Source organism: Sphingobium sp. TomTYG72, assembly GCF_055394715.1.
Genome location: NZ_AP027336.1, coordinates 765,808 through 781,664, shown reverse-complemented (window position 1 = coordinate 781,664; position 15,857 = coordinate 765,808). Strand labels below are relative to the sequence as shown.

At 59.8% G+C, this 15,857-nt stretch carries 12 protein-coding genes and 3 pseudogenes; 11 read left to right on the top strand and 4 right to left on the bottom strand.

The genetic code is table 11. From position 1 onward, the window contains the following. Window positions 1-15 precede the first annotated feature (15 nt). On the bottom strand, window positions 16-1,668 hold the full coding sequence (locus ACZ5U1_RS04060; protein WP_464779480.1) for an electron transfer flavoprotein-ubiquinone oxidoreductase: 1,653 nt from the start codon (window positions 1,666-1,668) through the stop codon (window positions 16-18). A 138-nt stretch (window positions 1,669-1,806) separates the two neighbouring features. Between ACZ5U1_RS04060 and ACZ5U1_RS04055 the strand changes: the two genes are divergently transcribed. The 10 genes and pseudogenes from ACZ5U1_RS04055 to ACZ5U1_RS04010 form a co-directional block, all read left to right on the top strand. Next, window positions 1,807-2,517 carry a uracil-DNA glycosylase family protein gene (locus ACZ5U1_RS04055; RefSeq protein WP_464779479.1) on the top strand — a complete coding sequence of 237 codons (711 nt, stop codon included), beginning with the start codon at window positions 1,807-1,809 and terminating at the stop codon, window positions 2,515-2,517. Next, window positions 2,514-4,301 (top strand): lytic transglycosylase domain-containing protein, encoded by a 1,788-nt coding sequence (locus ACZ5U1_RS04050; protein WP_464779478.1) that lies wholly within the window; start codon window positions 2,514-2,516, stop codon window positions 4,299-4,301. The genes ACZ5U1_RS04055 and ACZ5U1_RS04050 overlap by 4 nt, the downstream gene beginning before the upstream one ends. Next, a complete protein-coding gene (gene moaB / locus ACZ5U1_RS04045) occupies window positions 4,301-4,828 on the top strand; it encodes a molybdenum cofactor biosynthesis protein B (RefSeq protein WP_464779477.1) in 528 nt (175 codons plus the stop codon). The genes ACZ5U1_RS04050 and moaB overlap by 1 nt, the downstream gene beginning before the upstream one ends. 45 nt (window positions 4,829-4,873) lie before the next feature. Next, window positions 4,874-5,107: pseudogene (locus tag ACZ5U1_RS04040) on the top strand (PA0069 family radical SAM protein); the annotation flags it as partial. A gap of 64 nt (window positions 5,108-5,171) precedes the next feature. Next, window positions 5,172-5,507: a hypothetical protein gene (locus ACZ5U1_RS04035; protein WP_464779476.1), complete on the top strand. Its 336-nt coding sequence runs from the start codon at window positions 5,172-5,174 to the stop codon at window positions 5,505-5,507. A 52-nt stretch (window positions 5,508-5,559) separates the two neighbouring features. Then, window positions 5,560-6,417, top strand: a pseudogene (locus tag ACZ5U1_RS04030) (PA0069 family radical SAM protein); the annotation flags it as partial. Window positions 6,418-6,552: 135 nt separating this feature from the next. Continuing rightward, a complete protein-coding gene (gene tnpA, locus ACZ5U1_RS04025; protein ID WP_464777950.1) occupies window positions 6,553-6,936 on the top strand; it encodes an IS66-like element accessory protein TnpA in 384 nt (127 codons plus the stop codon). Continuing rightward, window positions 6,933-7,280, top strand: a complete 348-nt coding sequence (gene tnpB / locus ACZ5U1_RS04020) for an IS66 family insertion sequence element accessory protein TnpB (protein WP_065847213.1) — start codon at window positions 6,933-6,935, stop codon at window positions 7,278-7,280. Before tnpA ends, tnpB begins: the two co-directional genes overlap by 4 nt. Before the next feature lie 60 nt (window positions 7,281-7,340). After that, window positions 7,341-8,894 (top strand): IS66 family transposase, encoded by a 1,554-nt coding sequence (gene tnpC, locus ACZ5U1_RS04015; RefSeq protein ID WP_464777949.1) that lies wholly within the window; start codon window positions 7,341-7,343, stop codon window positions 8,892-8,894. 16 nt (window positions 8,895-8,910) lie between these two features. After that, window positions 8,911-9,141, top strand: a pseudogene (locus tag ACZ5U1_RS04010) (PA0069 family radical SAM protein); the annotation flags it as partial. On the opposite strand, the gene dnaE reads toward ACZ5U1_RS04010, so the two are convergent. The 3 genes from dnaE to ACZ5U1_RS03995 form a co-directional block, all read right to left on the bottom strand. Next, window positions 9,142-12,684 (bottom strand): DNA polymerase III subunit alpha, encoded by a 3,543-nt coding sequence (gene dnaE / locus ACZ5U1_RS04005; protein WP_464779475.1) that lies wholly within the window; start codon window positions 12,682-12,684, stop codon window positions 9,142-9,144. Window positions 12,685-12,999: 315 nt separating this feature from the next. After that, window positions 13,000-13,689 (bottom strand): ABC transporter ATP-binding protein, encoded by a 690-nt coding sequence (locus ACZ5U1_RS04000; RefSeq protein WP_464779474.1) that lies wholly within the window; start codon window positions 13,687-13,689, stop codon window positions 13,000-13,002. After that, on the bottom strand, window positions 13,682-14,932 hold the full coding sequence (locus tag ACZ5U1_RS03995) for a lipoprotein-releasing ABC transporter permease subunit (protein WP_464779473.1): 1,251 nt from the start codon (window positions 14,930-14,932) through the stop codon (window positions 13,682-13,684). The genes ACZ5U1_RS04000 and ACZ5U1_RS03995 overlap by 8 nt, the downstream gene beginning before the upstream one ends. 459 nt (window positions 14,933-15,391) lie before the next feature. Here ACZ5U1_RS03995 and ACZ5U1_RS03990 point away from each other — a divergent pair, with 459 nt between their 5' ends. Next, entirely contained in the window at window positions 15,392-15,856 is a 465-nt protein-coding gene (locus ACZ5U1_RS03990) for an Hsp20 family protein (RefSeq protein WP_196226014.1), read from the top strand. Window position 15,857: the final 1 nt, after the last annotated feature.

The window sequence follows — 15,857 nt, the reverse complement described above, 5'->3', positions numbered from 1 at the left end:
GCAGAGAGCAGGCGCCTACATGTTGGGATAGTTCGGCCCCCCGCCGCCTTCGGGCACGACCCAGTTGATGTTCTGCGTCGGGTCCTTGATGTCACACGTCTTACAGTGGACGCAGTTCTGGGCGTTGATCTGGAACCGGGGATTGCCCTCTTCCTGCCCAACCACTTCATAGACCCCTGCCGGGCAGTAGCGCTGCGCCGGTTCGTCATACATGGGGAGGTTGTAGGCAATCGGGATGGACGGGTCCTTCAACTGAAGGTGAACCGGCTGGTCCTCCTCATGATTGGTGTTCGACAGGAACACAGAGGACAGGCGGTCAAAGCTGATCACCCCATCAGGCTTGGGATAATCGATCTTGTGCCCGATCTCCTTGCGCCAGATCTTTTCATTATCCGGCTTGTGCTTCATCGTGAAAGGCAGGCCGATCTTCAGCGTGCGCATCCACATGTCGATGCCTGCGAGCAGCGTGCCGATCGTATTGCCGAACTTGGCCAGCAGCGGCTCGGCATTCTTGACCAGCTTCAGCTCGTCAGCGATCCAGCTGGAGCGCAGGCGATCATCATAGTCATGCAGGACATCGCGCGAGCGTTCATTCTGAATCGCCTCGAACGCCGCTTCGGCTGCCAGCATGCCGGACTTCATTGCCGTATGCGTACCCTTGATGCGCGGCACATTCACGAATCCTGCCGAGCAACCAATCAGCGCGCCGCCGGGGAACACCAGTTTCGGCACCGACTGCCAGCCACCTTCATTGATCACGCGCGCGCCATAGGACACGCGGCGGCCGCCCTCCAGATACTGGCGGATCGCCGGATGCTGCTTCCAGCGCTGGAACTCCTCGAAGGGATAGAGGTAAGGATTGCGGTATCCGAGACCAACCACAAAGCCGATTGCAACCTGCCCGTTGGCCTGATGATAAAGGAAGCCGCCGCCATAGGCGTCAGTTAGCGGCCAAGCCTGCGTATGGATGACCAGGCCCGGTTTGTGTTTCGCGGGATCGATATCCCACAGTTCCTTCATGCCCAGGCCATAGACCTGCGGTTCACAATCCTTGTCCAGTTCGAACTGGCGCTTGAGAATCTTGGTCAGGTGACCGCGCGCACCCTCTGCGAAGAAGGTATATTTGGCGTGCAGTTCCAGCCCCGGCTGATAATCACCCTTGCGATTGCCTTCCCGGTCGATGCCCATGTCGCCGGTGGCAACGCCTTTTACGCTACCATCTTCATTGTAGAGAATTTCAGCGGCGGCGAAGCCAGGGAATATTTCGACGCCCAATCCTTCGGCCTGCTCGGCAAGCCAGCGGCACAGATTGCCCAGCGACCCGGTATAGGTCCCCTTGTTGTGCATCCAGCGCGGCGTGGCGATGTGGGGCACAGGCAATTTGCCGCGCTTGGTCAGGAACCAATGCTGATTATCGCGTACCGGCACCTCAGCAAGCGAGCAGCCCATCTCACGCCAGTCCGGCAGCAGTTCATCGAGCGCCTTGGGATCGACCACCGCGCCCGACAGGATATGAGCGCCGATCTCGGACCCTTTTTCCAGAACGCACACCGCCAGTTCCTGACCCGCGTCGTTGGCCAGCTGCTTCAGCCTGATCGCCGCAGACAGCCCCGCCGGTCCCCCGCCGACGATGACGATGTCATAGGGCATCGATTCCCGTTCGCTCATAATCCCTCCATCGAGACGGCCCGGATAGTTTCCCTCTCCTGTCCGGCCGCCGCATTACTCAAACGATTTACCACTGGTTGCCGATGAAGATTCTTGACCCCGGCGTCAACCTCTGGCCCTAGAAGAACGATGCGGGGAATGACGGAAGACTTGGCCGATGCTGCCAGCGCCTATCTGGCATGGTGGGACATGGCGGGCGTTGATGGCGCGACGACGGAAACGCCGGTGAATTGGCTGCGCCCAACTCCAGCTGCCGCTCCGCCATCGTCTACCTCCGCTCCCGTCACAGTGAAGAAGCCCGAAACGCTTCAGGATTTCACGACCTGGCTCACCGAGGATGCGGGACAACCCGAGCGCCGCTGGTCCGGACCATCGATATTGCCGCAGGGACAAGCCGGATCGCCGCTGATGGTAATTACGGACATGCCCGATCCGGCCGACATGGAAGCAGGCGCATTGCTTGCCGATCGCGCCGGACGCTTGTTCGACGCCATGCTCTCTGCGATCGGCTTGTCGCGTGAGACGGTCTACATCGCTTCCCTCTTTTGCGCGCGCCCACCCGGCGGCATGGTGGAGGCGGCGGATCTGAATGCCGCAGCAGATCGCATGCGCACCCATGTCTCCCTCGCTGCTCCCGGCAAGCTGCTGCTTATGGGCGACCGAACGATCCGCACATTCCTTCCCGTACAAGACAAGCAAGGGATGGAAAGTTTACACTTTTTTAACCATGATGGCGGCATTGTGCCTGCTTTAGCCACTTTCCACCCGCGGCTCCTGCTCGGGCAGCCCGCAGCGAAAGCGGAATGTTGGCGCACATTGCAACGCCTGGTCGAGGATATGCATCAGTGATTCGCGCGCTCACACGATCTTCCTGTCTGGCTCTGGCCGCCATGGGTGCCGCCGCAGCCATGCCCGCAAAAGCGGATGAAGCGCCATCAACAGCCGCCTTCAGGTCCGACTTGAACTCCGCCTTGTCCATCAATGACGCAGACAAGGGGCGTTACTCGGCCATCTACGGCGCACTGGCGAATCAGAGTTGGGCTGACGCAAAAGCCATGATCCTGGCGTTGGATCCGCAGGATCCGATGCGTTTCGTTGCCCTCTCCGACCTCTATGTGGCGAAGGACTCTCCACGCGTTGAGCTGTTCGATGTACTCGAACTGGTGAACAAGGCAGCGTGGCTTCCCAACGCGGATCAACTTTCGCGTCTGGCGCAAAAGCGGGGGGCGACGATCCTGCCAACCCTTCCGCAAATCCAGAAGATGGTATGGCTGGGTTCCGCACCCCGCCGCGAATATGTCGCCACGACGAAGACCGACCTGCTGGCCCAGGCGCTGGTTGGCCAGATCACGCCTTTCATCAAGAATGATGATCCTGTCGGAGCGGAAACGCTGCTGGCGTCCGGGGAAATCGGCCTCACTCCTGAAGGCGTGACGGAAGTGCGCCAGCGTGTCGCCTGGTCCTATTATATTGAGAATAACGACGCCGACGCACGCCGCATGGCCAACCGAGCGCTCGAAACCCGTTCGACCAGCGACTGGACGGTGCAAGCACATTGGACGCTGGGCCTCGCATCTTGGCGGCAGCATGATTGCGCCACAGCCGCGCCCGCGTTCGCCAATGTTGCGGCTCTCGCTGGAAATGCCGACATGCGGGCAGCGGGAGCCTATTGGGCTTCCCGCGCCTATATGGTCTGCGGTCAGGCCGAAAAGGTCGAAAGCCTTCTGAAGACTGCGGCTCGATCCGATGAAACCTTCTATGGCCTGCTCGCCCGCGAGACATTGGGCCTGCCGGTTGGGGGCGCCAAAGTGGCGCCCCGCTTTGGCGCCGCCGATTGGCAGCAGCTCAAGGACAGCCCGAATGCCCGCGCGGCCATTGCTCTTGCCTCCATCGGGCAGATCTCGAAGGCCGACCAGTTCATCCGCCACCAGGTCCGGATCGGCGGCGCGGCCCAATATGACGCGCTGCTGAAACTCGCCAACGCTCTCAGCCTTCCAGCGACCCAGCTTTGGCTCGCCCATAATGGTCCGGCGGGTAAACAGCCTGGCAGCTTCGCCCGTTTCCCGACGCCCGACTGGCGTCCGGATGGCGGATGGCGTGTCGATCCCGCATTGATCTATGCCCACACGCTTCAGGAATCAGGTTTCCGTAGCGACGTCGTCAGCAGTGCAGGCGCCCGCGGCCTGATGCAGGTCATGCCCGGCACCGGCAGCGACATGGGCCTTTCCTCCCCTGCCCAACTCTTCGTGCCATCGACCAACATGGAATATGGTCAGCGTTACCTGGAAAATCTCCGCAACATGAGCGCCACCGGCGGTCTTCTGCCCAAGGTCATGGCCGCTTATAATGCAGGCCCGCTGCCCGTCGAACGGTGGAACAGCGAGGTCAAGGACAATGGCGACCCTCTCCTGTTCATGGAGTCGCTGCCCTATTATGAAACCCGCGCTTATGTGAACATCGTCATGCGCAACTACTGGATGTACCAAATCCAGGCGAAGGGCAGCGCCGATTGCCTCACCGGCATGGCGCAGGGCATGTGGCCGACCTTCCCCACCGCCAAGGGGACGCGCATGGTGAGGCTGAGCCAGAACAGCAACCTGTCCGCACCCAGCATCGCGGGCGGCTCTGACTAATGCCGATCGATGAGGACCGGCCATTTCTGCCGGTGCGGATTGCGGTCCTGACTGTGTCCGACAGCAGAGGCCTTGCAGACGATCGCTCCGGCGACACCTTGGTGGAACGGATAAAGGCGGCGGGCCACATATTGGCTGCGCGCTATATCGAAAAAGACGATCGAGCCGCGATCGTTGCCCGCCTCCATAGCTGGATTGACGATCCACAGATCGACTGCATCATTACCACCGGAGGCACGGGCGTCACCGGTCGCGATGTGACCCCGGAAGCGATCGCACAGGTCCAGGACAAGGAAATACCCGGCTTCGGCGAACTGTTCCGCTGGCTCAGCTACCAGACAATCGGAACCTCGACGATACAGTCGCGGGCCACCGCCTGCGTCTCGCGGGGGACCTATATCTTTGCACTGCCGGGTTCTACCGGCGCGGTGAAGGACGCTTGGCACGGAATTCTCTCCACCCAGCTCGACAGCCGTTATCGCCCCTGCAATTTCGTCGAACTGATGCCCCGCTTGATGGAGCGCTGACTTACTGAGGCTTGCCACCGTGTTCCCTTTATGTTCTAAGTAAGCATGGTTGCTGAAAAGGGTCGAGGCGCGACGTTGAATGTCGCTAGTCACCGCTTCAATATCGCGGAACAGATCGCTGACGGCGACTGGCTCGACGCAATTGACACCGCAAACGGACCAGCCCCACGTCGGCGTACACAGGTCACGGTTGAACATCCGCGCACCATCATCAGCCGCAATAAATCGCCCGACATCTCCTTTACCCAATCAATCAACGCCTATCGGGGCTGCGAACATCTCGTTAACTATACTGCACAAACAAGCTCTGGGCGCGGTGATCCAAGCAGGCTAAAGAGTCATCATGGCTAAGCAGCGACATTGGCATATAACTGGGTGGCCTGCATTTCTACTCGCCCCTATTGCCATTCCAGCCATTGTCTTAGTTCTGATTTTACAAAAGCTCTCCATTCTAAAATCGACGACGGATCTCACGGTAGGAGAAGTCGTGACATATCTACAGCAACATCTGGACGGAATTGAGGGCGAATGGGATTGGGATGATTTCACCAGCGTTCCAATCACCGATCCATTTCTAGACAGCATTCGCGAAGAAGCATCATCCCTCAATCTGCCGATGGGTCAAGGCGACGAAGACGATCTGCGAAAGCTGATAAAGGAAGTATCTCAGTTTCTATGAAGTGAGAAATACCTCTTTCCCATATGCAGTTTGTTCTTTATATGTTCCAGCCATGCCCGACGCTATCAAAGGACGCGGCGCGACGACCAATGGAGCGTCAGCGCGGTTCAACCTGCCTCAAAGGGAGCGGGATGGCGATTGGCTGGATTCCCAAGTTCTGATTGACGGCGAAACTCCGCGCCCGAAAACAACGGTTCAAGTTCTGCACCCGAAGACAATTATATCAAGGAATTCAAGCCCAGACATCGGATTTAGCCAATCAATAAATCCGTTAGTGGGCTGCGAGCATGGATGCATCTACTGTTTCGCCCGGCCAACCCACGCCTATCACGATCTGTCACCCGGTCTGGACTTCGAAACGCGGCTCTTCGCCAAGCCGGATGCGCCCGCCCTGCTCCGCGCCGAACTGTCAAAGCCGTCCTACCGAGTCTCCCCTATCGCCATGGGGACGAACACCGATCCCTATCAACCGATCGAACGGGATTGGAAGATCACCCAGCAATGCATTGAGATATTAGCTGAATGCCGCCACCCACTCTTCATCACGACAAAGTCCGACCGGGTTCTTCGTGACCTCGATCTTCTGAAGGAGATGGCGCGCGACCGGCTCGTCGCCGTGATGATCTCCGTAACGACCCTTGACCCGAAGGTCGCGCGCACTCTCGAACCTCGCGCAGCCCATCCACTTCGGCGGGTGGAGGCTATCCGTCAGCTGGCGCAAGCAGGCGTGCCAGTCGTCGCCAGCGTCTCTCCCATCATTCCCGCCATCACGGACCACGAGATAGAGGCCATAGTCGAGACGGTCGCCGCCGCCGGAGCTCGCGACGCCACCTTCATTCCGGTGCGGCTCCCCTTCGAAGTGGCGCCCTTGTTCCGCGCCTGGCTTCAGGAACATTACCCAGACCGAGCGTAAGCGGGGTCTGACGGCCGCCTTGCGCCGCGCCCGTTCGCCGGGATGATTGCCGCTCTTTGAACGGGGTGGCTGGTGTCGGACGAGATCGAGGATTCAGCGAGCGGTGCAGCGACTACTCATACGAGCGGTCGTATGAGTAGTCGGATAGAGATCGTTAGCCGGGTGTCGGGTCGGCGGCGGTGGACGGTGGAGCAGAAGCTGGCCGTCCTGCGGGATGCATTTGGCCCCGAGGGTTGCGTGCGCTCGGCCTGTGAACGTCATGATGTCGGCAGCGGATCGATCTACACATGGCGGCGACAGGCAATGTCTGGCGAGCTTGCCGGGGTGCGCAAGCCGATCGAGCCTGCCTTTGCGGAGGTGCAGATCTGCGACCAGCTAGCCTTGCCTGCGCCGGCGGTCGCGGCGCGCAGCGTCGGCGTGATCGGCATCGAGCTGCCGTCGGGCATCAGGGTGAGTGTGGACGCCACGGTAGATGCCGATGCCCTGTCGCGGGTAATCGGCGTTCTGACGCAATGATCCCGCTGCCGCCCTCAACGCGGATATTCCTGGCCTGCGGGGCGACGGACATGCGCAAGGGCTTTGACGGCCTGGCCGTGATGGCGCAGCAGGTTCTGGAGCAGAGCCCGCATTCCGGTGCGCTGTTCGCCTTTCGAGGGAAGCGCGGTGATCTGGTGAAGCTGCTCTGGTATGACGGTCAGGGCATGTGCCTTTTCTCCAAACGGATGGACCGTGGCCGGTTCGTGTGGCCATCGACCAAGACCGGGTCGGTGGTGATGACCGCGGCCCAGCTTTCCATGTTATTGGAAGGCATTGACTGGCGACGGCCGGAGCGCACTTTTACCCCTTCGCTCGCGGGATAAAGCGCCCATTTTCCGGCACTTTTTCTGGCATTGCAGCCCCTGATCCGCTATAGGATCGCAGTGTCGGACGCAGGCCTTTCCACCGCTGACAAAGACGCTCGGATCGCCGAGCTCGAAGCTGCTTTGGCGGCCGCCCACGCCGATATTTCTGCCCGCGACATCTTGATCGACACGCTGCGCGTGCAGATCGCGCGCCTCAAGCGGATGCAGTTCGGCAAGTCGTCCGAGAAGCTCGATACCCAGATCGCACAGCTTGAGCTGGCCCTTGAAGAACTCGAAGGCGAGGCGATCGTCGCCGCCGCGCGTCGGGCCGATCCGGCAGAGGTTGATCGGCCGTCGCCTGTTCGTGCGCTACCCGCTCATCTGCCGCGGGAGGAACAGCGGATCGAGCCCGAACAGGGCAGTTGCACCTGTCCAGATTGCGGCGGAGCGCTGCGGCCTCTGGGGCAGGATAGCGACGAGATGCTCGATGCCGTGCCAGTGCAATGGCGTGTCGTTCGGACCATCCGGCCCAAGTATAGCTGCCGGTCCTGCGAGAAGATCGTGCAGGCGCCCGCGCCGGTAAAAGCCATTGCCCGGGGCAAGGCGACCTTCGGCACGCTGGCTCACGTCGTCGTCTCCAAGTTCGATCATCATCTGCCGCTGTACCGGCAGGCCGAGATCATGGCGGCACAGGGCATCGAGATCGACCGCTCGACGCTCGCAGGCTGGGTGGGACAGGCATCCGTGCTGCTCGACCCGATCATCAGTCGTATCCGAGAGGTCGGCCTCACCGCCTCGAAGATTCATACCGACGATACGCCGGTTCCCATGCTTGATCCGGGGCGGGGCAAGACGGCGACCGGTAGGCTTTGGGCGTATGCCATCGACGATCGGGGTTCTGGCGCCACGACCCCGCCGCTGGTCTGGTATGAGTTCACCACCGATCGCACCGGTGCGCATCCCCAGCGGCAGCTGGCCAACTTCACGGGCTATCTCCAGGCCGACGGCTATGCCGGTTATGACAAGCTCTACAACACCAACCGCGTCACCGAGGTTGCTTGCTGGGCGCATTTCCGGCGGAAGATATTCGACATCCACGCCTCCAAGCCGACGCCGCTCACCACCGACCTGCTGGAACGTATCGGCCAACTCTATGAGATTGAGGCAGAGGTTCGAGGCCAGCAACCCGAGATCCGCCGACGAAGCCGGCACGACCGCACTAAGCCGTTGATCGATGATCTGCGGCAAGCAATTGATGATGCCCTGCGCCGCCTCTCGCCCAAGTCCGAGATGGCGAAAGCGATAGCCTATGGTCGCAAGCGCTGGGTGGCGCTCACGCGCTTCCTCGATGATGGGCGTCTGGAGATCGATAACAACATCGCGGAGCGTGCCATGCGGTGCGTGGCCCTGGGCCGTAAAAACTGGCTGTTCGCCGGCTCAAAGGCGGGCGGCGATCGGGCGGCGGCCATCTACTCCGTCATCGAAACCGCAAAGCTCAATGGCCTCGAACCGCAGACTTATATCGCAGATGTCATCGCCAAGATCGCTGGCGACTGGCCTGCTGCCCGCTGGGATGAACTCCTGCCCTGGAACTGGCGGCCAGATCAGCAACCGATCGCCGAAGCCGCCTGATCTGCGGCCTCCAGCCCACGCTTACGACCGAGCCGCGAAGGTCATGGGAATCATTCGTGAAATCAGGGGAGGCCGCGACAATGATCCTGATTTCGGGAGCAGAATGCGAGGACAGGGGGTTTGGGCCGACCTGATACGCACCCGCGTCATCAAAGCGCGAAAACGCGTCGGCTTTTCAGGCGAGAGGCTAACACTCAGGACCGACCTGTTCCGTCCGCCCGCAGGTCCACAGCTTCAACTCTTTTGATCAGGCCGTTGCCGCGACCAGCCTGAAGCCGGAGCGCCGAGTCCGTGCCCGATACCCATCCGCTTTCGGCTCCATCCGTTCGAAGCTTTGGATGGACAAGCCCGGAATGAGCGCGATCGCATCCACCTGGTCCGCCCCGATCAGGAAATCATCCCCAACGAACATCCGCGCAGCCTTACCGCCCGCCAGTGGGGTACGCAGGAAAACCTCGCTGCGCCCACCCCTGTTGCGCAGCAGCAGTTCCGCCAACGCGTTTACAGCTGAAGCATCCTGCACGTCCACCACCAATTCCATCCGCGATGCGCTGGCGAGTTGATTGAACTGCTCCACGCCTCTGATCGTCACTCGAGGTGTTTCTTCGCCCGGCATACGATCCAGCTCTACCATCAACAGGGCGCAATCACCGTCCCGCGCCATAGCCTCGATAGCCTTGCATGCATCTTCATCGAAGCAACTCGCCTGGAATTGCCCGCTGCTGTCGGAGAATGTCGCTGCCGCATATCGCGCGCCGCGTCGCGTTTCGCGCCAGCGCACCTCTTCCACCATCGCGGCCATGACCGCGTTGGCGCGACCGCCCTCCGCCACCTGCTCGGCACAGATCGCTCCGTAGCTTTTCGCACCGCGCGCCTCAGCCAGATGACGATAGCGATCGACAGGGTGCGCCGAGAAATAAAAGCCAAAGGCTTCTTTTTCCTGCGCCATTCTGTCCGCAGTGGACCAGGTCTGATGGGGCGGAATCCGGACGTCTGCATGCGGCGTCTCGACGTCGCCAAACAAGCCGCCCTGCCCGCTTTCGCGCGCTTCAGCAGCACTGGCGGCAACGCTCAGGATAGTGTCTGCCGCTGCATGCACTCCAGCCCGATCAGGATGGATTTCGTCGAACGCGCCTGACGCTGCCAGGCTTTCAAGCTGGCGGCGGTTCAACAGTCGCGGCTCTATCCGATCCGCAAAGTCATCAAGGGACTTGAACGAGCCGCCCGCATCCCGCTCGGCAACCAGCTGCTCCATCGCCTTTTCACCGACGCCCTTTAGGCCCCCCAGGGCATAGCGCACCGCGAAACCTAGGCGCGCATCCTCACCCTCATACTGGATCGGTTCAACGGAGAAGTCGGCAAGGCTGCGATTGATATCGGGCGCAAGGCAGCTGAGGCCCATGCGTCGCATGTCATCAACAAAGATGGTCAACTTATCCGTGAGATGGATATCGAATGCCATCGAGGCGGCATAGAATTCCGCCGGGTAATGCGCTTTCAACCATGCCGTCTGATAGGCAAGCAGCGCATAGGCCGCGGCGTGGGACTTGTTGAAGCCATAGCCCGCAAACTTGTCGATCAAATCGAACAGCTCATTGGCTTTGGCGGCCGGAATGTCGCTCCCGGCGCAACCTTCCACGAACCGCGCTCGCTGAGCATCCATCTCCGCCTTGATCTTCTTGCCCATGGCACGACGAAGAAGGTCAGCGTCCCCAAGGGAATAGCCCGCCAATATCTGGGCGGCCTGCATCACCTGTTCCTGATAGACGAAGATGCCGTATGTCTCTTCGAGGATAGGCTTCAGAAGAATATGAGGATATTCAATATCTTCCTGGCCATTCTTACGGCGTCCGAACATGGGAATATTGTCCATCGGGCCGGGTCGATAGAGCGAAACGAGCGCGATGATGTCGCCGAAATTGGTGGGTCGAACGGCGGCCAGCGTCTTGCGCATGCCTTCCGATTCCAGCTGGAACACGCCGACTGTGTCACCCCGCTGAAGAAGGTCATAAACCGCCGGATCGTCCCAACTGAGGACGCTTAAATCGATCTCGACGCCGCGCCCGGCCAGCAGCTGGACCGCCTTTTGCAGAACAGACAGCGTTTTGAGACCCAGGAAGTCAAACTTCACCAATCCCGCGCCTTCGACATATTTCATGTCGAACTGGGTCACCGGCATGTCCGACCGCGGATCGCGATAGAGCGGCACAAGCTGTGACAGCGGCCGGTCGCCAATGACGACGCCCGCCGCATGCGTTGAACTATGCCGGGGGAAGCCCTCCAGCTTCATCGCATAGTCAATCAGTCGTTTGACTTGATTGTCATTGTCATATTCGGCCTTGAACTCCGCCACGCCGTTTAAGGACCGCTCCAGCGTCCAGGGGTCTGTGGGATGATTAGGCACCAGCTTGGCAAGCCGGTCGACATGGCCATAGCTCATTTGCAGGACGCGTCCGGTATCCTTCAACACCGCGCGCGCCTTCAGCTTACCGAATGTGATGATCTGCGCCACATGGTCGGAGCCATATTTCTGCTGAACATAGCGGATCACTTCACCACGCCGCGTTTCGCAAAAGTCGATATCGAAGTCCGGCATGGAAACGCGTTCGGGGTTGAGGAATCGTTCGAACAGCAACCCCAGTTGCAGGGGATCGAGATCGGTAATGGTGAGCGCCCAGGCGACCACCGAGCCAGCGCCCGATCCGCGGCCCGGACCCACCGGAATATCCTGCTCTTTCGCCCATTTGATGAAGTCGGCAACGATCAGAAAGTAGCCGGGGAAACCCATCTGAATGATGATGTCGGTTTCGAACTTCAGCCGGTCGAAATAGGGCTGGCGGGCCTCCTCTCCCTCGATCCCCGCCTTTTCCAGCCGCCACTCCAGTCCTGCCGTTGCCTGCTCGCGCAACATCTGCGCCTCGCCTTCGATGTCGCCAGCGAGGCTCGGCAAGATCGGCTTGCGTTTTGGTGCAGCGACCGCGCAACGCTGGGCGACTATAAGCGTGTTGGCGATTGCTTCCGGCAAATCCTCAAACAGCCGCTTCATTTCTGCGGCCGGTTTCATCCAGGCGTCAGGCGAACTCGTCCGCCGGTCGGGAGTTTCGACATAGGCCCCATCGGCGATGCAGAGCATCACATCATGCGCCTCGTGAAAGTGAGGTTCGGCAAAGCAGGTCGGATTGGTAGCGATCAGCGGCAGATCACGCGAATAGGCAAGTTCGAGCAATTCAGCTTCCGCCTTGCCTTCGACGGGATCAAGCCTCCGGCAAATTTCGACATATAGACGATCCGGAAAGAGGGTCTGAAGCCGGTCAGCATAGGCAAACGCGGCGTCAGGCTGGTCCTCCGCGAACAATCGAGCAAGCGCTCCCTCCGCCCCAGCGGTCAGAGCGATAAGCCCTTCCGTCCTGCCAACCAGCGCATCCAGAGTAACGTGGGGAACTTCTTCGACCGGACGGTCGAGGTGGGCCATCGAAACCAGCGCGCAAAGATTATCGTATCCCGCTTCATCCTGGGCATAAAGCGCCAGCCAATCATGGACAGCAGCGGCATTGGCAGGGCGCCCCGGTCGCAATATGCCCAGCATGGCTCCAATTATTGGCTGAACGCCCTCGCCCTTACAGGCATCTGAAAAAGCCATCGACCCATAAAGGCCATTGCGGTCAGTAATCGCTGCTGCCGGAAAGCCCAGCGTTCGCGCTTGCTTCGCGATCTTCTTCGGCTCGATCGCGCCTTCCAGCATGGTGAAAGAGGAAAAGATGCGAAGGGGTACAAAACCGGCATGAGGCATTTTGCATTGATAGCGCCGCTACCACCTCGGGCGCCAGTCCTTCTTGAGAAATGCTGTGGATAAACGGAAGCGTCCGTCAGCTCGCCAGCTTCACCGATGCGGCGCAATCTCGGGGCCGCTTTCCCCATGATTAAGCGTCCTCCAACTTATCACACATAATTGGACGCATATGCGTTTACGGCTTCATTCGGGCTCGCCGCCTATCCCGATCATGGCAAACCTGGGCAACTCGTCCAAACCCCCGACGCAGCGCTCCTCCGCGCCAACACGCAGGGGCGAAACCAGATCGTGGTAGCCACTGTCCGGGAAGGTGCCTCAGCTCAAGTCTGAAGCCTCTTCCAGCAACCCTTCATGAAGGCGGACGACGCGATCCATCTTTTCCGCGAGCCTTTCATTATGGGTCGCGACCAGAGCGGCCGAGCCTTCCTCCCGCACAAGGCGGAGAAACTCTGCTAGCACGATATCGGCTGTCCGTTCATCCAGGTTGCCCGTCGGTTCATCGGCTAGGATCAAGGCAGGCCGGTTTGCGAGTGCCCGCGCCACCGCCACACGTTGCTGCTCGCCGCCGGAAAGTTGGCTAGGCCGATGATCCAGTCGATGACCGAGGCCCAAAGATGTCAGGAGCGATTCAGCCCGAGCGCGCGCCGCATTGACTTCCTTGTCGCGGATAACCTGCGGCAGGATGACATTCTCCGCAGCGTTAAAATCCGGCAGCAGATGGTGGAATTGATAAACGAAGCCCAATGCATCCCTGCGCAAACGCGTCCGCCCGTCATTATCAAGACGCGCAGCTTCCTCACCACCGATGCGAATGGACCCGTCGAATCCGCCTTCCAACAGACCGACCGCCTGCAACAGGGTCGATTTGCCAGACCCTGATGGCCCGAGCAGCGCCACGATCTCTCCCTCTCCGACGGTCAGATCGACGCCGCGCAGGACCTCGATCGTGACCCCTCCTTGAGTGAAGCTGCGCTTCAGGCCCGCAACCTTCAATATGTCATTCATAGCGCAGCACCTGAACGGGATCGGTATTGGCAGCCTTGAAGGCCGGATAGAGCGTAGCGAGAAAACTGAAAATCAGCGCCATCAGGCAAATGATCGTGATTTCGATGGGATCTGGCTTGGCCGGTAATTCGGTCAAAAAACGGATCGAGGGATCCCACAAATTCTGCCCGGTCAGGAACTGGATCGCATTCACAACACTCTGCCGGAAAAAGAGGAAGGTGAAGCCCAGCGCCATCCCGGCCACCATCCCCAGCGATCCGATGGTCACGCCTACGGTCATGAATATCTTTACGAGCCCAACCCGGCTTGCACCCATCGTTCGCAGGATCGCGATATCACGCGTTTTCGCTCGCACCAGCATGATCAGCGAGGAAAGGATGTTGAAAACCGCGACCAGCACGATGATCGAAAGCACCACGAACATCGCGACCCGCTCAACAGCCAGCGCTTCAAAAAGGGAGGCGTTCATCTGACGCCAATCGGTCACGACAGCCCGACCCGCGACTTTTCCAGCCAGCGGTTCCAAGATCGTTCCCACCCGATCAGCGTCCACAGTCTCGATCTCGATCATCCCGACCACGTCGCCGAGCAACAATAGGGTCTGCGCATCTTCCACAGGCATCACGACGAACGCCTTGTCGTAGTCGTAGACACCCACCTCAAAAATCGCCGCCACCTGATAGGATATCTGGCGCGGTACAGTACCGAATGGCGTCGATCGCCCTGCGGGATTTATTATGGTGATGCTGTCGCCAAGCTGAAGGCCCAGATTTTCGGCCAGTCGCGATCCTATACCGACCTTGCTCGCGTTGGCGGTGAGGTTATCCATGCTCCCCGCGAGCACCTTCGCCTTCAGTGTAGCATTGTTCCGGATATCCTTGAGGGTCATGCCGCGAACGAGGACCGCTTCAACCCGTCCTTGAAAACTGCCGAGCAGCGGCTGTTCGATAAGCGGCGTTGCGCTGGTGACGCCGGGCGTCGCCTTTGCTTCTTTCAGAATGGATCGCCAATCGGGCAACCGCCCACCATAGCCCTGCACCACCGCATGGCCATTCAGTCCCACAATTTTGTCGAACAACTCAGCGCGGAACCCATTCATCACACTCATCACGATGATCAGCGCGGCCACCCCCAACATCACGGCGGCGAGGCTTATCCCGGCGACGAGGAAAATGAATCCTTCCCCCTTCCCAGGCAGCAGATAGCGCTTGGCAATCATGCGTTCGTAGCGTGACAAGATCATGGTGGCGCGAACGGCCCTTTGCGTGATGTTAATTACTGCCCGTCTAGCAGGGTCTCCACTAACGGCAAGCATCGCAGATTGTTGCACCTCAGCCACAGGCATGAAGCTAAAATCTTCCCGTACGGAAATAGCCCGTGACAGCGGGCCTTCGGAGCCATAGCAAAGTCAGCGAAGCACAGGTTAATGGCCGTGGTTCAGGGATACTGCTTCCCGCTTCGAGCTTAGGGGGCTAAGAAGTGGTTGAGGCAGACCAAGGGGGAGACGAGCAATCGTCCATTAGTGCCCGGATCGTGGAAACATGATCCGGGCACTTTTGATTCCGGCCGAAACAGGCCTCTTGAAACCCGATTTCGTTCAACCATATCAACGACGCGCGGCCGCCTGATGGGGTCGCGCATCGTATCGCTGGACGCCAGCATGGGTCCGGTATGATCATTTTGCTCTGATGGAGATTATGACATGCGTGGTTTTGACCTTACCCCCTATCGCCGCTCCACGGTGGGTTTTGACCGACTTTTTGATCTGATCGAAAACAATGCCCGCCTGCAGCAGGGCGACAACTATCCCCCCTTCAATATCGAGCGTCTTTCGGAGGACCGATATCGGGTTACGCTTGCGGTGGCGGGCTTTCGGCCTGACGAAATCGACATCACTGCCCAGCAAAATCTGTTGCAGGTTGTCGGTCGCAAGGAAGATAGCCCGAACTCTGATCGCTCCAAATTCCTGCATGTCGGCATCGCCAATCGCAGCTTCGAGCGGCGTTTCGAACTGGCCGACTTCGTGCGGGTGGAAAAGGCCGATCTTGCAGACGGGCTGTTGACGATCGAACTCGTCCGCGAAATTCCTGAAGCGATGAAGCCCAAGAAGATCGCTGTGAATGGCGGGCAGCTGGTCGATATCAACAAGGATCGCGACGCAGCCTGAT